The organism is Ensifer sp. SL37 (assembly GCF_026672675.1).
Taxonomy (GTDB): Bacteria; Pseudomonadota; Alphaproteobacteria; order Rhizobiales; family Rhizobiaceae; genus Ensifer; species Ensifer adhaerens.
Map to the genome: position 1 here is coordinate 230,132 of NZ_JAPPRN010000006.1, position 18,806 is coordinate 248,937.

Annotated in this window: 20 protein-coding genes and 1 pseudogene; 10 read left to right on the forward strand and 11 right to left on the reverse strand. The window is 63.6% G+C overall.

Annotated elements, in window-relative coordinates:
- Positions 1-135 precede the first annotated feature (135 nt).
- Together OVA00_RS13210 and OVA00_RS13215 are read right to left on the reverse strand one after the other, a co-directional pair.
- Positions 136-2,022, reverse strand: a complete 1,887-nt coding sequence (locus tag OVA00_RS13210) for an ABCB family ABC transporter ATP-binding protein/permease (protein WP_034804301.1) — start codon at positions 2,020-2,022, stop codon at positions 136-138.
- 205 nt (positions 2,023-2,227) lie between these two features.
- Complete coding sequence (locus OVA00_RS13215; protein WP_268089102.1) at positions 2,228-3,991, reverse strand: LysM peptidoglycan-binding domain-containing protein; 1,764 nt, start codon at positions 3,989-3,991, stop codon at positions 2,228-2,230.
- A 244-nt stretch (positions 3,992-4,235) separates the two neighbouring features.
- Here OVA00_RS13215 and OVA00_RS13220 point away from each other — a divergent pair, with 244 nt between their 5' ends.
- Positions 4,236-4,856 carry a TIGR00730 family Rossman fold protein gene (locus tag OVA00_RS13220; RefSeq protein WP_034804006.1) on the forward strand — a complete coding sequence of 207 codons (621 nt, stop codon included), beginning with the start codon at positions 4,236-4,238 and terminating at the stop codon, positions 4,854-4,856.
- Between the two features lie 68 nt (positions 4,857-4,924).
- Here the strand turns inward: OVA00_RS13220 and rarD are convergent, their stop codons facing one another.
- From rarD to cysS, 8 genes and pseudogenes are all read right to left on the reverse strand, one after another.
- Positions 4,925-5,857, reverse strand: a complete 933-nt coding sequence (gene rarD / locus OVA00_RS13225) for an EamA family transporter RarD (RefSeq protein WP_034804008.1) — start codon at positions 5,855-5,857, stop codon at positions 4,925-4,927.
- A gap of 215 nt (positions 5,858-6,072) precedes the next feature.
- Complete coding sequence (cimA, locus tag OVA00_RS13230) at positions 6,073-7,689, reverse strand: citramalate synthase (RefSeq protein WP_060522115.1); 1,617 nt, start codon at positions 7,687-7,689, stop codon at positions 6,073-6,075.
- Positions 7,690-7,713: 24 nt separating this feature from the next.
- Positions 7,714-8,681, reverse strand: a pseudogene (pip, locus tag OVA00_RS13235) (prolyl aminopeptidase).
- 2 nt (positions 8,682-8,683) lie between these two features.
- Positions 8,684-9,205 carry a GFA family protein gene (locus OVA00_RS13240; protein ID WP_034804013.1) on the reverse strand — a complete coding sequence of 174 codons (522 nt, stop codon included), beginning with the start codon at positions 9,203-9,205 and terminating at the stop codon, positions 8,684-8,686.
- Positions 9,178-9,654, reverse strand: coding sequence for a GFA family protein (locus OVA00_RS13245; protein ID WP_034804014.1), 477 nt, complete (start codon positions 9,652-9,654; stop codon positions 9,178-9,180). Before OVA00_RS13245 ends, OVA00_RS13240 begins: the two co-directional genes overlap by 28 nt.
- Positions 9,651-10,142, reverse strand: a complete 492-nt coding sequence (locus OVA00_RS13250) for a GFA family protein (RefSeq protein WP_034804016.1) — start codon at positions 10,140-10,142, stop codon at positions 9,651-9,653. The genes OVA00_RS13245 and OVA00_RS13250 overlap by 4 nt, the downstream gene beginning before the upstream one ends.
- A gap of 12 nt (positions 10,143-10,154) precedes the next feature.
- Positions 10,155-10,538 carry a VOC family protein gene (locus OVA00_RS13255; RefSeq protein ID WP_034804024.1) on the reverse strand — a complete coding sequence of 128 codons (384 nt, stop codon included), beginning with the start codon at positions 10,536-10,538 and terminating at the stop codon, positions 10,155-10,157.
- Between the two features lie 107 nt (positions 10,539-10,645).
- On the reverse strand, positions 10,646-12,037 hold the full coding sequence (cysS, locus tag OVA00_RS13260; protein WP_112983799.1) for a cysteine--tRNA ligase: 1,392 nt from the start codon (positions 12,035-12,037) through the stop codon (positions 10,646-10,648).
- A 414-nt stretch (positions 12,038-12,451) separates the two neighbouring features.
- Here cysS and OVA00_RS13265 point away from each other — a divergent pair, with 414 nt between their 5' ends.
- Positions 12,452-12,595: a hypothetical protein gene (locus tag OVA00_RS13265; RefSeq protein ID WP_268089103.1), complete on the forward strand. Its 144-nt coding sequence runs from the start codon at positions 12,452-12,454 to the stop codon at positions 12,593-12,595.
- Positions 12,596-12,615: 20 nt separating this feature from the next.
- Here OVA00_RS13265 and OVA00_RS13270 read toward each other — a convergent pair whose 3' ends face one another.
- Entirely contained in the window at positions 12,616-13,395 is a 780-nt protein-coding gene (locus OVA00_RS13270) for an SOS response-associated peptidase (RefSeq protein WP_268089104.1), read from the reverse strand.
- Between the two features lie 58 nt (positions 13,396-13,453).
- Between OVA00_RS13270 and OVA00_RS13275 the strand changes: the two genes are divergently transcribed.
- The 8 genes from OVA00_RS13275 to OVA00_RS13310 all read left to right on the forward strand — a co-directional run bounded on the left by OVA00_RS13275 (position 13,454) and on the right by OVA00_RS13310 (position 18,735).
- Entirely contained in the window at positions 13,454-13,927 is a 474-nt protein-coding gene (locus tag OVA00_RS13275; protein WP_268090330.1) for an NUDIX hydrolase, read from the forward strand.
- On the forward strand, positions 13,924-14,376 hold the full coding sequence (locus OVA00_RS13280; protein WP_112983798.1) for a TIGR02301 family protein: 453 nt from the start codon (positions 13,924-13,926) through the stop codon (positions 14,374-14,376). The genes OVA00_RS13275 and OVA00_RS13280 overlap by 4 nt, the downstream gene beginning before the upstream one ends.
- Positions 14,377-14,534: 158 nt before the next feature.
- Positions 14,535-14,804, forward strand: coding sequence for a hypothetical protein (locus OVA00_RS13285; protein WP_089043914.1), 270 nt, complete (start codon positions 14,535-14,537; stop codon positions 14,802-14,804).
- A 15-nt stretch (positions 14,805-14,819) separates the two neighbouring features.
- On the forward strand, positions 14,820-15,614 hold the full coding sequence (locus OVA00_RS13290) for a hypothetical protein (protein ID WP_268089105.1): 795 nt from the start codon (positions 14,820-14,822) through the stop codon (positions 15,612-15,614).
- A gap of 156 nt (positions 15,615-15,770) precedes the next feature.
- A complete protein-coding gene (gene ygfZ / locus OVA00_RS13295) occupies positions 15,771-16,619 on the forward strand; it encodes a CAF17-like 4Fe-4S cluster assembly/insertion protein YgfZ (RefSeq protein WP_268089106.1) in 849 nt (282 codons plus the stop codon).
- Complete coding sequence (locus tag OVA00_RS13300; protein ID WP_034804032.1) at positions 16,616-17,224, forward strand: YfbR-like 5'-deoxynucleotidase; 609 nt, start codon at positions 16,616-16,618, stop codon at positions 17,222-17,224. Before ygfZ ends, OVA00_RS13300 begins: the two co-directional genes overlap by 4 nt.
- 1 nt (position 17,225) lies before the next feature.
- Positions 17,226-17,765 carry a tyrosine phosphatase family protein gene (locus OVA00_RS13305; RefSeq protein ID WP_268089107.1) on the forward strand — a complete coding sequence of 180 codons (540 nt, stop codon included), beginning with the start codon at positions 17,226-17,228 and terminating at the stop codon, positions 17,763-17,765.
- On the forward strand, positions 17,713-18,735 hold the full coding sequence (locus OVA00_RS13310; protein WP_034804035.1) for an NUDIX hydrolase: 1,023 nt from the start codon (positions 17,713-17,715) through the stop codon (positions 18,733-18,735). The genes OVA00_RS13305 and OVA00_RS13310 overlap by 53 nt, the downstream gene beginning before the upstream one ends.
- Positions 18,736-18,806 lie beyond the last annotated feature (71 nt).

Genomic DNA, 18,806 nt, shown 5'->3' on the forward strand with positions numbered 1-18,806 from the left:
AAGTTAGCGCGGGATGCGGACGGAAAACCGCAAACGCTTTTCCTGCCCCCGCTCTAGCGCGAAATGTCCCGGCGGGCAACGCTGCCCGCCCGGTAGCGACAAAACGCGTCGCGCTCAGCAAAGAAAAAGACGCCATCAAACCGCCGGCTCGCCGCGCGTGACGATGCCGAGATCGTCGCTCTCGCGCACGCGCTTCAGTTGCTCTTCGGCCTGCGTCGCTTCGCGCTGACGGCTCCACATCGAGGCATAGAGGCCGTCGCGATCGATCAGCTCGCCATGGGTGCCGCGCTCGGCGATGACGCCGTCCTTCAGCACGATGATCTCGTCGGCGTTGATGACGGTCGAGAGCCGGTGCGCGATGACAAGCGTCGTGCGGTTACGCGAAACGACGTCGAGTGCCGACTGAATCTCCTGCTCCGTGCGCGTATCTAGTGCCGAGGTCGCCTCGTCGAGGATCAGGATCGGCGGCGCCTTGAGAATGGTGCGGGCGATCGCAACGCGCTGCTTCTCGCCGCCCGAAAGCTTCAGGCCCCGTTCGCCGACCATGGCCTGGAAGCCCTCCGGCAGCGTGCGGATGAACTCGGCGATCTGCGCGGCTTCGGCCGCCGCCTCGACTTCGGCTTCGCTCGCCGAAACGCGGCCATAGCGGATGTTGTAGGCGATGGTGTCGTTGAAGAGCACCGTGTCCTGCGGCACCATGCCTATCACCGAGCGCAGGCTCTTCTGCGTCACTGTGCGCACGTCCTGGCCATCGATGGTGATCGCCCCTTCCTGCACGTCGTAGAAGCGATAGAGCAGCCGCGAGAGCGTAGACTTGCCGGCACCGGAGGGGCCAACGACGGCGACCGTCTTGCCGGCGGGCACTTCGAAAGTGATGCCCTTCAGGATCGGACGCGCCGCGTCATAGGCGAAATGCACATCCTTGAAGGCGATGGCGCCCTTGCCGATGACAAGTTCGCTCGCATTCGGGCGATCCACCACTTCGGCGCGCACGTCGAGCAGGTCGAACATATGCTCGATGTCGGTGAGCCCCTGACGGATTTCGCGGTAGACGAAGCCGATGAAGTTGAGCGGGATCGCAAGCTGGATCAGCATGGCGTTGATGAAGACGAAGTCACCCAACGTCTGCTCGCCACGCTGCACGGCAAGCGCCGACATGATCATCATCACGGCCGTACCGGCGCCGAAGATCAACGCCTGGCCGAAGTTGAGCCAGCCGAGCGACGTCCAGACCTGGGTCGCCGCCGCCTCGTAGCGTTCCATCGACTTGTCGAAGCGACGGGCTTCCATCTCCTCGTTGCCGAAATACTTGACCGTCTCGAAGTTCAGCAGCGAGTCGATCGCCTTGGTGTTGGCGTCGGTGTCGCTGTCGTTCATCGAACGGCGGATGGCGATGCGCCAGTCGCTCGCGCGCACGGTGAACCAGATGTAGAGCCAGACGGTGACGGCGGTGACGAGGAGATAGCTGAAGCCGTAGCCCCACCAGAAGATCACTGCCGTCAGCAGGAATTCGATCAGGGTCGGAACGCTGTTGAGGATGGTGAATCGGACGATCGTTTCGATGCCCTTGGTGCCGCGCTCGATGACGCGAGAAAGCCCACCGGTGCGCCGCTCCAGATGGAAGCGCAGCGACAGCTGGTGCATGTGCACAAAGGTCTTGTAGGCCAGTTGCCGGACCGCGTGCTGACCGACGCTTGCAAACAGCGCATCGCGCAGCTGGTTCAAGCCGGCCTGCAAAAGACGCGCGAGGTTGTAGGCAAGCACCAGCATGACCGCGCCGGTCATGAACACGGGCAGAAAGCCCAGGACATCCGGCTTGCCGTTCAGCGCATCGGTTGCCCATTTGAAGGAATAGGGAACGAGGATCAGGACGACCTTGGCGATGATCAGAATGACCGTCGCCCAGATCACCCGAAGCTTGAGATCGGCCCTGTCCGATGGCCACATGTAGGGCCAGAGATTGGCGATCGTATGCAAGGGATTGCTGGTATCGGCCGAAACGGTTTTCTTCTGGGGTGCCACGTTCTGATCCGCTCTTACGTTTGCGCGCTTGGAGGCAGATTGTTGCGCATCCAAGCTCTGCGCCGAGCCTTCCCTGTAAACGAAGACCTGCGGCGCCGTCATCACCGTTCAATGAAAAGCGGCGCCCTGTCGAAGGCGCCGCCCTTGGTCTGGAGATAAGCATCCGTCGCAGCCGCCGCAATGTCGGCGGCCGCCGATCGGCTGCTTATTGCTCTTGTTTCATGTGCTTCTTGTGAATTTCCCGCGATTCGTCGTCCGGCAGCGCCTTGTCCGGCACGCCGAAGACCTGACCCGGGCGAATGCGGTCCGGATCCTCGATCTGGTCCTGGTTGGCGAGATAGATCGTGGTGTAGCGCAGGCCGGCGCCGTAGACGCGACGCGAGATCTGCCACAGCGTATCGCCGCGGCGGATGATCACCGAACTCTTGCTCTCCTTGAGCGGAGCCTGCTCGAGCGTCTGGGGCTGGTCGGGCGAGGCTGCAACGGCCGCGGTTTCGGTCGCCGACTGCGCCGGTGCAGCGTCGTTTACAACTGCGCTTCCAGCACCCATTGCCTTTGCCAGTTCGCCCGGAGCCGGGGCATTGTCCTTCGGCTGGGCCTTCTCGGGCGACGCCGGCGTGGCGCTGCCCTGCTCGGCAAGGACCGCACCAACCGTTTCATCAACCTTGGCAAGTGCCGTCGCCACGCTCGATGCGTCCTGAGGTGCAGCCTTCAGCGCCGCGAGCGCACTTGCGGAGGCCTTTGCGGCCCGCGTCGCGGAAGCGACGAGCGTCTGGTCGGAACTGTCGGCGAGGCGGAAATCGGCAAGCGACTTCAACGCGATCTCGGTCGCCGAACGGGCGGCGGCCAGTTGCTCGCCGTTCGGCACCTTGCCATTGGCATAGAGACCCTTCAGCAGCGCGAGCGCCTTTCCAGCTTCCGCACGCAGGCCATCGAGACCCGCGGTTGCGGACGGCGTGCCCGAAGGTGCCACGGCCGCGACCTGCGATCCGGCGGGCCGGTCGAAGGGAACCGAAGCGCGCATCACGACCTTGGTGCCATCCTCGTTCAGCATGTCGGCCCGAATGATGTGGCTGCCCACCGTCAACTCGATCTGGCCGTCGACGACGAAGTGGCCCTTGTCGTCGGCTTTCATTTCGCCGACGAGCCTGTCGTCGGCATAGACGCGAACCAAGGCGCCTGCCTTGGCGCTGCCGGCAACGAACATCTTGCTGCCTTCGATCTCGACGGCGCTCACCTGCAGGCCCGGCACGCCAGAAAGCTTGGCCGGCGCAGTAGCGGTATCGACCGCCTGCGGCGTTGCGGAAGCAACCTCGGCCGGCTTGGCGTCCACAGCCGCTGTCCCCTCCACCGTATCCGGCGTCGTGATCAGCCGGCTCGCCATGCCGGGCTTCGAGACCATGGCAAGCAGTTGACCGGACGGATCCTTGGGAACAGAAACGGTCGCGACCTCCTCGGAGCTCTTCACCGCACCGTTTTCGCCGGTGCTGCGCAGCGTGAGCTGATGGTCACCCGCCGGAAGCGGATCGTCGAAGACCGCGGCAAAGTCGCCGGTCGCGCCGACATCAGCGGTGCCGACCACCGTATCGCCGCTCAGGATCTCAAGCTTCGAATTCGGCTGGGCATGGCCGGCGATCACCGTCGAGCCATCGGGCTCCACGCGCAACACATCGAAACCGGGAATGGCGGGATCGGTTGCAGGCGCATTGGCGGCAGTCGCCGCGTCGGCCTTCGACTGTTCCTGCTGCGGCGCAGCATCCGTCTTTGCTGTCTCGGCAGAGGCGCCAGCCGCCTGCGGGCCACTGATCGCAGGCGTCGCCTCGGTCGACTGTGTCGCGGTGCCTGCCGCCTGCTCCGCCGTTGGCTTCTGGCCGTCGTCGCGCAAGTTCGGTTGAATTACGAATACCATCAACGCTGTTGCTGCCACGAGGACAGAAATGGCCACCCAGCCGGCCTTATTTTTGATCATGCCACTCTCCACACGGAGCGGAGCAACGCTCCGCGCATGCCCTCTCATCGGCCTGCGGTGCGGGCTTGCGCCGTCATTATAGCGCAACAGCAAGCAACTCGTCCGATTTCTTCAATCAATCACTGAAATTGCTAGCGATTCGCGATTCGGCATACAAGCAGCCGAAGGCACGGCAACCCACAGAAAGCCGGGTTTCCCCTCATTTTTCTTGACCCATGCTGCGCTGCAATGTTTTTTGGGGGGCATGAGCACCGAGAACAGCACGATTCGATCCATCTGCGTCTATTGCGGTTCACAGCCGGGACGCGACAATGCCTACATGGAGGCCGGCCGCGCGCTCGGCCGCTCCATCGCCGATCACGGGCTGCGCCTGGTCTATGGCGGCGGCACACGCGGCATCATGGGAGCGGTCGCCAGCGGCGTGCTTTCCAACGGCGGCGAAGTCACCGGGATCATCCCTGAATTCCTGATGGACAAGGAAGCGACCCGCCATTCGCTCGGCCAACTGAACGAACTGATCGTCACGGCCGACATGCACGAGCGCAAGCACACGATGTTCGAACGCGCCGACGCCTTCGTGGCTCTGCCGGGCGGCATCGGCACGCTTGAAGAGATCGTCGAGATCATGACCTGGGCGCAGCTCGGCCGTCACCGCAAGCCGATGGTCTTCGGCAACATCAACAATTTCTGGAGGCCGATGATGGACCTCCTGCAGCACATGCGCGAAGAGGGCTTCGTCCACACGGCGCATCTGGTGCAGCCGCTCGTCGTCAATGACGCCGCCGACATCGTGCCGACCATCCTGGCGGCCGCCAACGGCGGCAACGGCCGCGACGGCGAAGCCGAGATCATCTCCAAGCTTTGAGAAACCTGTTCAGCCAACAAAAAAGGCGCGCCCCCGGCGCGCCTTTTTTGTTTCTATTGCAACCGACCTTATTCGGCGGGGCTTGCCTGCAGGGCGCGGCGCGCCCTGCTTTCAGCCAGCATCGCGCCGGTATAGATCACCAGCGCCGCCCAGATCAGGCCGAAGGCGATGAGCTTTGCCGTACCGAAGGGCTCATGGAAGACGAAGACGGCGATCACGAAAATCATCGTCGGCGCGATGTACTGCATGATGCCGATGGTCGAGAGGCGCAGGAGCTTGGCGCCATTGGCATAGATCATCAGCGGCACGGCCGTGACGATGCCGCAGGACAGTAGCCACAGGACGTCGGCCATGCCGGTGTCGCCGAAATGGCCCTGCCCCGTCGTCTCCAGCCAGATGATGTAGCCGATGGCCGGAACGCTCAGCAGCAGGACTTCCAGGAAGAAGCCTTGGTTGGGGCCAACCGGCAGGGTCTTGCGGAAGAAGGCGTAGAAACCCCAGGACAGGCAGAGGCCGATCGACACCCACGGCAGACCGCCGGCATCAAAGGCGAGCACGGCGACGGCGGAGGCAGCGAGCGCGATTGCGACCATCTGCGCCGGGTTCGGCCTCTCCTTCAAAAGCACGGCGCCGAGGAAGATCGAGAAGAGCGGATTGATGTAGTAGCCGAGCGCGGTTTCGATGGCGCGGCCCGCCCCGATTGCCCAGACATAGATGCCCCAGTTGATGGTGATGAGCACGGCGGTCAGTGCGGCCATGCACAGCATGCGCGGCGAGCGCAGTGCCGTCTTGATATCGTCGGTGCGCCCGAGCCAGAGCAGCACGAGACCTGCGAGCGGCACCGACCACACGATCCGGTGCGCCACCACTTCCGGCGCCGGGATATGGGCGACAGCCTTCATGAAGAACGGCAGGAAGCCCCAAAGCAGATAGGCGGTCAGCGCGAAGGCAAAGCCTTGTGCGGAATCGGTATTTTCGGCGGGTGCTTTCGGCTCGGCCATATCATCTTTTCCTGGTGTTTTGCCGGAGAGCCCTGGCGGCAACGGCCGCTCACCGGTCAGAAGGGAGGGCACAGCCAGTCGGCCGGCACGATCTCCCATTGGTGCGTCCTACCCCAATGGCCGGTGATGCACCAATTCATTTCCGTGAAGGGAGAATGAGTTTTGCTCACCCTCCCCCGACCAGTTCATCAGCGTTACCGGGCCGATCGCCGAAATTACTCGGCGGCGATCAGCCCGACGTGGTCGCGGTTCTTGAGCAGCTTGAAGACGATGCTGTCCATCAGCGCCTGGAAAGACGCATCGATGATGTTGTCGGAGACCCCCACGGTCCACCAGCGTGCGCCCGTGCCATCGGTCGATTCGATCAGAACGCGGGTGATCGCCTCGGTCCCGCCATTGAGGATACGGACCTTGTAGTCCGCGAGCTCCAGGTCTTCGATTTCCGACTGGTACTTGCCGAGATCCTTGCGCAGCGCCAGGTCGAGCGCGTTGACCGGGCCGTGGCCTTCGGCGACCGACATCATCGTCTCGCCGTCGACGACCACCTTCACCACCGCTTCCGACACCGTCTTCAGATGGCCGTTGGCGTCGAAGCGGCGCTCGACCATCACCCGGAAGCTTTCCACGTGGAAGAAATCCGGCACCGTGCCGAGAATGCGGCTGGCGAGCAGCGCGAAGCTCGCATCCGCCCCTTCATAGGCATAGCCGGTCGCTTCGCGTTCCTTGACGATGGCGATCAGCTTGTCGAGCTTCGGGTCGTCCTTGCTGACGACGATGCCGCGGCGCTTCAGCGCGTTGATGAAATTGGCCTTGCCGCCCTGGTCGGACACCATGACCTTGCGCAGGTTGCCGATGCTTTCCGGCGCCACGTGCTCATAGGTGCGCGGATCCTTGAGCAATGCCGAAGCGTGGATGCCGGCCTTGGTTGCAAAGGCCGACGCGCCCACGTAAGGCGCCTGCTGATCTGGCGAGCGGTTCAACAGCTCGTCGAAGGAATGAGCGAGCTTCGTCAGCTCCAGCAAGCGGTCGGCATCGATCGCCGTTTCGAAGCGGCTGGAATAGGTCTCTTTCAAAGCAAGCGTCGGGATCAGCGTGACGAGATTGGCGTTTCCGCAGCGTTCGCCAATGCCGTTCAGCGTGCCCTGGATCTGGCGTACGCCGGCCTCGACCGCCGCAAGCGAATTGGCGACCGCCTGGCCGGTATCGTTATGGGCGTGGATGCCGAGATTGGCGCCGGGCACGCCGGCAGCGATCACGGCCGCAACGATCTCGCGCACCTCCGGAGGCTGCGTGCCGCCATTGGTGTCGCAGAGGACCACCCAGCGCGCGCCGGCGTCAAAGGCCGTCTTCGCGCAGGCGAGCGCATAGGCGGGGTTGGCCTTGTAGCCATCGAAGAAATGCTCGCAATCGACCATCGCCTCGCGACCGGAGGCGACCACCGCCTCGACCGAGGCCCGGATGTTGTCGAGGTTTTCCTCGTTGGTGCAGCCGAGCGCCACTTCGACGTGATAGTCCCAGCTCTTGGCGACAAGACAGATGGCGTCGCTTTTGGCCGCGAGCAGCGCCGCGAGGCCCGGATCGTTCGACGCAGAAACTCCGGCGCGCTTGGTCATGCCGAAGGCGACGAAGGAGGCCTTCTGGGTACGCTTGCGCCCGAAGAACTCCGTGTCGGTCGGGTTCGCGCCGGGATAGCCGCCTTCGATATAATCCATGCCGAACTGATCGAGCAGGCCGGCAATCGCAATCTTGTCCTCGACGGAAAAGTCGATGCCGGGCGTCTGTTGCCCGTCTCTCAGCGTCGTGTCGAAGAGGTAGATGCGTTCCCTGGTCATGGCTCTCGTCCAAATATGCTCGGTTTACTTTTGCTCGGTCTTGCCTGCGAACTGGTCCGTGGCGCGGATCAGCCGGTCGAGGATGCCCGGCTCGGAATATGCATGGCCTGCTCCCTCGACCAGATGCAGCTCTGATCCCGGCCAGGCCTTGTGCAGCTGCCAGGCGTACTTCGCCGGGCACGGCATGTCGTACCGCCCGTGGATGATGACGCCGGGAATGCCGTGCAGCCGGTGGGCGTCGCGCAGCAATTGGCCCTCTTCCATCCAGCCGGCATTGACGAAGAAGTGGTTCTCGATCCGCGCGAAGGCGTCAGCATAATCGTCGTCGGCGAAGGGCTCGCTGGTTGCGAGCTCCGGCAACAGCGTGATCGTCTCTCCCTCCCAGATGCTCCAGGCCTTGGCGGCCGCAAGGCGTGTCGCCTTGTCCTCGCTCATCAGGCGGCGATGATAGGCGTGCATCATCTCGTGGCGCTCGTTCTCGGGAATGGGCGCGATGAAACGCTCCCACTTGTCCGGGAACATCTCCGAGACGCCGAACTGGTAGTACCAGTCGAGCCGGCCTTGGTCAGCGTGTAGATGCCACGCAGCACCAGTTCGGAAACCCGTTCCGGGTGCTTCTCGGCATAGGCAAGCCCCAGCGTCGATCCCCAGGAACCGCCGAAGACCAGCCACTTGTCGGCGCCGGCCATCTCGCGCAGCCGCTCGATATCGGCGACGAGATGCCAGGTGGTGTTGGCTTCGATCCTGGCATTCGGCGTCGACTTACCGCAGCCGCGCTGGTCGAACAGCGTTACGTCGTAGAGCGTCGGATCGAACAGGCGGCGGTGGTTCGGCGAGATCGTGCCGCCTGGCCCGCCATGCAGGAAGACGGCAGGCTTAGCGCCCGGCGTGCCGGCCTTTTCCCAATAGATGGTGTGACCGTCGCCGACCTCGAGGTGGCCCGACGCATAGGGTTCGATTTCCGGATAAAGCGTACGCAGAACAGTCGTCATTTTCAGTCTTTCGTGAGCGGCCAGTGCACGGTGTCGTAGTCGGGATGCTGGCGGTTGGTTTCGAGAACGATCAGATGGCGGGTCGCCGAGACCTCGCTACCGTCATCCGTCTCCCTTGGTGGCAAGCCCGCGAGCCGTGAGAACCATATGACGCGGGATTCGACGCCGGACTGGTAAACGGGCTGTACGTCATCGGGGTCGTCGAGCGAGCCGAGCGCGATGTTGATGAAGTTCTCGTCGGGCATATCGTAGAACAGCGGCGTGCCGCAATCGCTGCAAAAACCGCGGCGCACCAGATGCGACGAGCGGAACCAGGACGGCTGGCCCCGGGTAATGTCGAACGTGTCTCGGGACGCATTGGCGAGCGGCATGAAATAGTTCCCGGTCGCCTTCTGGCACATGCGGCAATGACAGATATGCGGGTCCGCAAGCACGCCCTCGGCGCGGTAGCGCACGGCGCCGCATTGGCATCCGCCCGTATAGATGCGCGCGATGGTCACCGGAATGCTCCCGAGGGATGCCATTGATCGGTCTCGTGGTCGGGATGCTGGAACGAGATGATGCTTTCCTGCCTGGCGTAAAAATCCTGATCCTCAAGCACCGGCTGCTCGAAGATCGTATCGACCCAGGGCAGCCGCGAGGCGTGATTGACCTGGATTTTCGGCGCCAGATCGGTGCGATCGTCAAAGGTGCCGATGGCGATCTCAAGGCCACCCGGATGCCGATAGGTCATCGGCGTTCCGCATTTCGGGCAGAAGCCACGGTCGATGTTGACCGAGGACTGGAAATAGCTCGGTTCGTCCCGCACCCATTCGACGCCATCCTTCGGCGCCGTCACCAGCGCCGAGAAGAACGAGCCGAACTGTTTCTGGCACATGCGGCAATGACAGATCGACGCGCGTCCGAGTTCACCCTTGATCCGGAAGCGGACCGCGCCGCATTGGCATCCACCTGTTCGAACGTTTTCGGTCATCGCTTCTCCTCCGGGGGCCAGGTCTCGGTGTCGTGGTCGGGATGCTGATAGGAAACGAGATTGGTCAGGAACTCGATTGCGTCCGGATCTTCCAGCGTATGAACGCCAGGCAGATCGGCAACGTGATCGACATAGGGCAGCTTACCCTCGACTCCCCATTGGATGGTCGGCACGATGCCTTGCGGCTCGTCGAAGGCAGCGATCGCCAGCGCCATGCCATCCGGTGCCTCGTAGGTCAGCGGCGTGCCGCAATCGGCGCAGAAGCCGCGTCGCGCGGCGTTTGACGACTGGAAGCGCTTGGGCTCTCCGCGGGTCCAGGTCACATGCGCGCCGCGAACCGAAACCAAGGGCATGTAGAAATTGCCGCTCGCCTTCTGGCACATGCGGCAATGACAGACGGATGCGTCACCGAGCTTGCCCTCGACGCGGAAACGGACCGCGCCGCATTGGCAGCCGCCGGCATAATGGGGCCTGTTGTCGAGACTCATCGCAACTCCTCCTTAGCCCGGCGCGTGGCAGACGGCTTCGATATTGTTGCCGTCGGGATCGAATACGAAGGCCCCGTAATAGTCCGGGTGGTAGTGCGGTCTCAGCCCCGGCTTGCCGTTGTCACGTCCGCCGGCGGCAATCGCCGCTTCATAGAAGGCATCGACCTCGGCGCGGCTGCGCGCCGAAAAGGCGTAGTGGCGGCCCGGGCCTGCCTCGGCCGTTTCATGCAGCCAGAAAACCGGCCGCTCGCGGCCATAACCGCCGACCTTCACGCCGCCGGTGTGCTCCAACGGCACCATCATCAGCAAGGAGGCGCCAAGCGGAGCAAAGGCCTTGTCGTAGAACGACTGCGCCCGGTCGAAATCCGCGACGGGAATGCCCGTATGGTCGATCATCGCACGAACTCCTCTTTCATGCATGCGCTCCGCTTTCCGCTGCCCTTTCAGATGCCCTGTCCGAACCGATCAGAGCGATCGGACAGGGCTCTGGGGGCGGCCCACCGTCACCGTTTGATATCCCAGGTCGTCACCCGCTCGCCGGTTGCCGGATCCTTGCCGTCCTTCAGCTGAACACCGCGCGCCAGCAGATCATCGCGGATCTTGTCGGCTTCCGCGAAGTTCTTCGCCTTCAGCAGTTCCAGACGGGCCCGCACGCGGCTGTCGATGTCGCGGACCAGCCCCTCGTCGAGTTCGACCGCCTGCGGCACCACGCCGATCAGCGCAGCACTTGCGGCGAAGGTGCCGAGCAGTTTCGGATCGGTCGCCGCCTTCTGGGCGAGCGCATGGACCGCCTGGACGGCCGCGACCGTGTTGAGGTCGTCGGCAAGTGCGGCGACCACGGCCGGGTCGGCCTCACCCGTGGCGTCACCCGGCACCGGCCACTTGGAGAGCAGATGCTCTGCCTCTTCCAGCCGCTTCACCGAAAAATCGATCGGCTCGCGATAGTGCGTCATCAGCATCGCGAGCCTCAGCACGTCGCCCGGCCACTGGCGGCCGGCGAACTTTTCCGTGTGCAGCAGTTCGTAGATGGTGACGAAGTTGCCTTCGGACTTCGACATCTTGCGGCCTTCGACCTGCAGGAAGCCGTTGTGCATCCAGACATTCGCCATCACCTCGGTGCCATGGGCGCAACGGGATTGGGCAATCTCGTTTTCGTGGTGCGGGAAGATGAGATCCAGCCCGCCGCCGTGGATGTCGAAAACCTCGCCGAGATAGCGGCTGCTCATGGCCGAGCACTCGATGTGCCAGCCGGGACGGCCCCTGCCCCACGGGCTTTCCCAGCCCGGTTCGTTGTCGCCGGAGAGCTTCCACAGCACGAAATCGCCGGGGCTTTTCTTATGCGCCTCGACGGCGACGCGGGCGCCGGCCTGCTGTTCGTCGAGGTTGCGCTTCGAGAGTTGACCGTAATCGGCCATCGACTTGGTATCGAACAGGACCTCGCCGCCCGCCTGGTAGGCGTGGCCCTTGGCGATGAGCTTTTCGATGATGTCGATCATCTGGGCGATGTTGTCGGTCGCCCGCGGCTGGACATCAGGATCGAGGCAGCCGAGCGCCCTGGCATCGTCGAGAAACTGCGTTTCGGTCTTCTCCGTCACCCGGCGGATCGCGTCGTTGAGCGGCAGGGTCGGATAGTCCCGCAGCGCCCGCGCGTTGATCTTGTCGTCGACGTCGGTGATGTTGCGCGCATAGGTGACGTGATCCGCGCCATAGACATGGCGCAGCAGCCGGAACAGGACATCGAAGACGATGACCGGCCGGGCATTGCCGATATGGGCATAGTCATAGACCGTCGGGCCGCAGACATACATGCGAACGTTGTCGGGATCGATCGGCTTGAACTCGATCTTCTCCCGCGTCAGCGTGTTGTACAGCTTCAGTGTCGGCGTTCCGCCCATTGCCATTCTCCAAGATGCATACGACCGTAAAATACCGCGCCCGGGAGGCCCGCGCGTTTGTCATCTTGGATTTTAGGAGACGAAAACGGCCAGGCCAGCGGAGCGCTAGCGAATAATGTTCCGGCAGATAATGCAGATAACCGTTTTCATGGCCTCACTTATCGCGCGTCACCCGATTTCGGTCAAGAGGTCAGCCGCGTGCAAGCACAGCCGACTATCGAAAGGATTCCGCGGTCATGGATTTGTCATGATTAGGCTTATCTGAGATCGCCATGCGGAAAACAGATTCGCGGTGTAGTTGGTAGCACACCACGAAATCCTGTCTCCGGAGAGCGAGGAGGAGCGTCGCTTTCGTGAAGACGTGCGAAAGCGGCAGTGTATCCGGTTCGGGAAAGCATCAAGGAGTGAGTGCAAGTGAAAGCCGCAAAGACCAAAGACACCACCAAATCCGCCAACCTCGTCGAACAGTATCGCCCGCTCGGCCTGAAGGCCGTACTTGCCGCAGCGTTGCAGGTGAAGGCGAAGCCGGCTGGCAAGCTGACCAAGCGGCCAGCCTGACGGTTCCGACGCTCTTTTCCTTAAAAGAGAGACATCTGCCCGCCATCGGGCTCGGTCGGCTTGCCCTTGCCCTTTAGCTGGGCATTCGCAACCGACCTGGGCGTGACGGCATCCTGGATTTCGGGACCGGTGTTGACGACCTTGTTGACCTTGTCCGAGACAGGGATCGCCTCGAAGTAGTCCTCCGCGACGGGGCCGAAGAGATCGGCAACCTCGTGCGGCTCCTGCGTCTTGCAATCCAGCCAGCGGGCAAAATCCTCGGGCTGGATAACGACCGGCATACGGTCATGGATCTGCCGGATCGAGGCGTTGGCGGCCGTCGTCAGAATGGCCGCTGTGTCGACTTCGGAGCCGTCGGCCGAGGACCAGGTTTCCATCAGCCCGGCGAAAGCGACGATGCCGCCCTTCCGCGGGCGCACCCAATAGGCCTGCGACGGCTCGCGGCTGCCTTTCGGCGGCCGACGCCATTCGTAAAAACCGGAGGCCGGCACGAGAACGCGCCGGTGCCGCATGGCGGCGCGAAACGAGGCCTTGTCGATTGCCGATTCGGCCCGCGCATTGATCAGCAGCGGAAAGTCACGCGGGTCTTTCACCCAGCCCGGCATAAAGCCCCAACGCACGAGCACCGCCTTGCGCTCCGGCAGGTTGCTGCCGGGTGCCGCGCGCTCGCCGGCCACGACAACCATGATCGGCTGGGTTGGCGCGATATTGAAGCGCGCCGGAAAGTCGTCGCTTTCCAGCAGGCTGAACAATTCCATCATTTCGTCGGGGGTCGCCGTCAGCGCAAAACGTCCGCACATGACATCGATGTGGCACTTCACGTAGGATGGGTCAACGCCACCGAGACGATTTGATTCCCTGATGCCGACCAAGCCCGAACTTGCTTCCTCCGTCATTCTAGAACGCGACGGTCGCTATCTGCTCGTTCGCCGGGCCAACCCACCATCGGCCGACATGTACGCCTTTCCGGGCGGCCGTGCCGAGCCCGGCGAGACGCCGGCGGAGACAGCGCTTCGCGAATTGTTCGAAGAAACCGGCATCAAGGCGCGCGATCCGGTGCTGTTTGAAATCTACGATCTGCCGGGCAAGGAGTCCGAAGGGCGACACTTCCTGCTTTCGGTGTTCAGGGCCGAGGCGGATGCCGACGCGGTGGCCGTCGCCAGCGACGACGCGGCAGGGCTCGGCTGGTTCACCCCTGAGGAGATCTTCGCCCTGCCGATCCCCGACAGCGTGCGCGAATGTGTGGAAAGGCTCTCCGGCAGCGGCGCGAACGCCGCGACATCCGGCGACGGCCTTGAAACCGCCGACAATTCGGGCTTGATGAAATCATGATCCCTGTCCCGATCCTCGCAAGGCTTACGCTCGCTGCAATCGCCCTGACGGTCGCCACTGGTGCGGCGGCGCAAAAAACACCGACGAAAGAGCCGGCCAAGACCGAGACCGCAGCCCCTGCCCCGGCCGCTGTGGAAGAAAAGCCGACGCCCTATGACCAGCGGCTGATTCGACTCTCGGAGATCCTCGGCTCCGTGCACTACCTCAGGAATCTCTGCGTCAAAGAACCGGAAGACGTCTGGCGCCGCTCGATGCAGGATCTGATCGACAAAGAAACCGCCACCGAAGTCAAACGACGCGAGCGGATGACTGCCGCCTTCAACCGCGGGTACCGCACCTTCGCATCGGTCTATACGAGCTGCACAGGCCCTGCGATCGTCGCCGAACAGCGATATCGTGCCGAAGGGGCAACACTTGCGTCAGAAATCGTCGCCCGCTTTGGAAATTAGCAATAAATTAACCTCTTTTCTCACGACCCCGTGTCGTTTCGGGAAAAGGCTGCTAAGTTCGTTAAGAGAGTGGTAAGAAGTGGCGAGTCCGTCACGGTCGTTCAGTCGGAGTTCAGCCGAACGGCCATAAATTGAACCGCTTGCACAATGGAAGTCGCATGGAACGAATGATGGAACCAAGCCTGACCGACATCGATGACATGATCGTCCACGAGAAGATGCAGGCTGCGCTGGAACACCAGAGCGAGGCCTGGGCGGACGGAATGGCCGACGGTATCGAGCCGGAAATCATCGCGGATGCGGCCATTGCCCTTGCCATGCGGGAAACCGTTCGGCTTCATGGCGAAGACGGCGCCGAAGCAATGCTCAATTCGCTTCGCGAGCGCGTGCTCGCCGGCGAATTCTCGCCCCAGCGCACGATTCAGTAATATCAGGACTGCCCGATGCATCGGAATCTTGCAAACCGGACCCTTCCGGTTCGCCTCGCCACACTGCTGTTGGCCGGTGTCGCCTTGACCACCCCGGCAGCGGTTTCCCCCGCCTTCGCTCTCAGCGAATTGCAGGGCGCGCCGCAGCCCGTTCCGGCCGAGCAACAGCCTGCCGCCGGCGACCAGAAGGCGACGCCGCCTGCCGCCAAACCCGTTGCCGAAGAGCCGGATGAGGAAGAGACGCTTCCGCTCGAAATCCCGATGCCCGACCCGCTGATCAACAAGTCGGCGACAGCCACGAAGGAAGACGCTCCCGAAGCCGAAGAACCGGAGCCGACCGGGCCTGTCGAAGTCCTGACCGACGTTTCCAAGATTCCGGCGCCGGTCGCCCGCATGCGCGAGCTGATCGTCGAGGCGGCGGCTTCCGGCGACATCGAGCGGTTGCGCCCATTGCTCGGCAAGGGCCCGAACCAGACCCAGGTCACCGGCGTCACCGGCGATGAAGACCCGGTGTCGATCCTGAAGAGCCTTTCGGGCGACCAGGAAGGCGTCGAAATTCTCGCGATCCTGCTCGACGTGCTGTCGACCGGCTTCGTGCTGGTAGACAAGGGCACGCCGCAGGAGGCCTATGTCTGGCCTTATTTTGCGGAAAAGAAGCTTTCGACGCTGACGGCACCGGAAAAGGTCGACCTGTTCCGCCTGGTCACCGCCGGTGACTTTGCCGACATGGAAGAATTCGGCAGTTACAACTTCTATCGCGTCGGCATCATGCCGGACGGCAAGTGGAAATTCTTCATCGCCGGCGACTGAGCGCCGGCGACCTGCTTGCCGATGACAGCCGAACATCCTACCTCTTCGCCAAGAGATCGCCGCTGAGACCGGGGCCTGAGTCGGCCGCGGCTAACCAGGTGATCGTTTGCTAGGTTAGCGCGGGATTCTCCCCTCCCGTCGAACAGGATTCGAACGATGCCCAGAGTTCGCCTCGACGATCGTGCGATCGTCTCCATTTCCGGCAAGGACGCCGAAGATCTTCTTCAGGGACTGATCACCACCGATCTCGACGCGCTTGCGCCCGACGAGGCGCGTCCTGGCGCACTTCTGACGCCACAGGGCAAGATCCTGTTCGAGTTCCTGATCTCCCGCGACGGCGACGGCCTACGGCTGGAAACGGCACGCGACCAGGCCGAAGCGCTGCTGAAGCGCATGACGATGTACAAGCTTCGCTCGGCAGTCGAGCTTTCGATCAGGGCTTCCGACGCCGTCACCGTGATATTCGACGAAGCAGCACCGACGGGTGCCTATAGGGACCACCGTTTCGAGAAGGCGGGCGTTGCGCTCTTTCGCGCCTATGGGGAAGCCACCGGCGACACGGCCGGCGCAGAAGACCTCGAACGGCTGCGGATCGCAGCGGGCATTGCGAATGCCGGTGCCGATTATGCGGTGCAAGACGCATTCCCCCATGACGTGCTCCTGGACAAAAACGGCGGCCTCTCCTTCAAGAAGGGCTGCTATGTCGGTCAGGAAGTGGTGTCGCGCATGCAGCACCGCACCACGCCGCGCCGCCGGGTCGTGATCGTTTCGGCGGACGCCGCCCTTCCCCCGACGGGAACGACGATTACGGCGAACGACAAGTCGATCGGCGCGCTGGGCACGGTGCAGGGCAAGTCGGCGCTCGCGATCGTGCGCATCGACAAGGCCGGCGAAGCCATGGCGAATGGGATCCCGCTGCTCGCCGGCGACGTGCCGGTGACAATGGTTCTGCCCGAATGGACCGGCCTCACCTTCCCGACCAGCACGGACGAGGCAAGCGCGTGACGGCGGCCCGCGCCTGGCAGCGCATGCTTTCCGGCCGAAGGCTGGACCTGCTCGATCCCTCGCCGCTCGATGTGGAGATCGGCGACATCGCCCATGGCCTCGCCCGTGTTGCCCGGTGGAACGGCCAGACCGCCGGCGATCATGCCTTCTCCGTCGCCCAGCACAGCCTGATGGTCGAAGATATTTTTCGCCGCAGCAACAAGTGCAGCACCGACGATTGCCTGCTGGCGCTTTTGCACGACGCGCCGGAATATGTGATCGGCGACATGATCTCGCCGTTCAAGGCGGTGGTCGGCGGCGGCTACAAATCGGTCGAGAAGCGGCTGGAAAGCGCCATTCACCTTCGTTTCGGCCTGCCGCCGCATTGCTCCAAGGAATTGAAGGACCGCATCAAGAAGGCCGATCATGTCGCGGCCTATTTCGAAGCAACGGTGCTTGCCGGCTTCTCCGTCGAAGAGGCGCGCAAGTTCTTCGGCCAGCCGCGCGGCATCACCCGCGAGACGCTGCTGATCGATCCCTTGCCGGCGGTCGAGGCGCAGCGCCTGTTCACCGAACGGTTCCTCACGCTGGAAGCGCAGCGCGTGCCCGCGCGCGCGGAAATCTGACATGCCCGGCATTATCGTTTCTCCGCTTTCCCGCATCGCCGAAATGGCCGTCCGCCATGGCTGCACCGAGATGATCAGCCTCGTCGCCAAGGGCCAGGATTTCCATCGCCCCGGCGTCATCGCCAAGGCGCGACATCTGACGCTCGGCATGAACGACATCACCTTTGCCGGCACCGGCGACCTCATTGCGCCGCAGGAAGACCATGTCCGGCAGATCGTAGCCTTTGCGCGCGAATGGGACCGTGCACGGCCGCTCCTCGTTCATTGCTGGATGGGCGTCTCCCGTTCGCCGGCAGCCGCCCTCATCGCCGCGCTCGCGGCCGAGCCGGACCAGGACGACGCGGAGCTGGTGCAGCGGCTGCGCCGCGCCTCGCCCTATGCGACCCCCAACAGCCGGCTTGTCGAAATTGGCGACGGCGTGCTCGCGCGCAATGGAAGGTTGATCGCCGCCGTTCGCGCGATCGGTCGCGGCGCGGATGCCGACGGCAATGCGCCGTTCGTTCTGCCGCTTGCTTCCGAAGGAGCAGCCGTTGCCGATTGAGACGCAGCCGACAACGGTCGAGATCGGCCTCAATGCGGCGATCGTCGCCGTCGTCAACCGCAGCCCGCGCATCCTCGCCGTCAGCGAAAGTGACGGCGATGCGCGTGACAGCCTGCCCTTCGGCCCCTTCGATCCGGCGCTCCACCGGACCTTTGAGACGAGCCTGCGCGATCGCGTCGAAAAGCGTACGGCGCTGAAGCTCGGCTATATCGAACAGCTTTACACCTTCGGCGATCGCGGCCGGCAGCGGCTGCCGGGCGAAGAAGGCAAGCACATGGTCTCGGTCGGCTATCTGGCCCTGACGAGAACCGATGCCGAAAACACCGAACGGCTGGCCGAAGCCGGCGCGCATTGGCGCGACTGGTACGGCTACCTGCCCTGGGAAGACTGGCGGCAGGGTCGCCCGGCGGTGCTGGACCAGGCGCTCCTGCCGGCACTTGCCCGCTGGGAAACAGGTGTGTCCGGTGACGACCGAGCCGCCCGGATTGCCGGGCGCCGGGCGCGCATCCGCCTGGCCTTCGGCCTCGGCGATTTTCCCTGGGACGAGGAACGCGTGCTGGAGCGCTATGAGCTGCTTTACGAGGCAGGGCTCGTGCCCGAGGCGGCCATCGACGGCCACGGTAATGGCAACGACGTTCTGACCGCCGGGCTGGCGATGCGCCACGACCACCGCCGTATCGTCGCGACCGCGATGGCGAGGCTGCGCGGCAAGATCAAGTACCGGCCGGTCGTCTTCGAACTGATGCCGCCCGAGTTCACGCTGACCGATCTGCAGGCAACTGTCGAAGCGATCTCCGGGCGCCACCTGCACAAGCAGAACTTCCGCCGCCTGGTCGAAGGGGCCGAACTGGTGGAGCCGACGGGGATGACGCTGTCTTCCACCGGTGGGCGGCCGGCCGCCCTCTTCCGCTTCCGCCGCCAGATCCTCGACGAGCGCCCCGCCCCGGGGCTCAAGGTCGGTGGGCGATGATCGCAGCCACCGATCCCTGAACCGCGGATCGGCACCTAAAAACCTCCAGCAGAACGCCCTACATGTGCGGG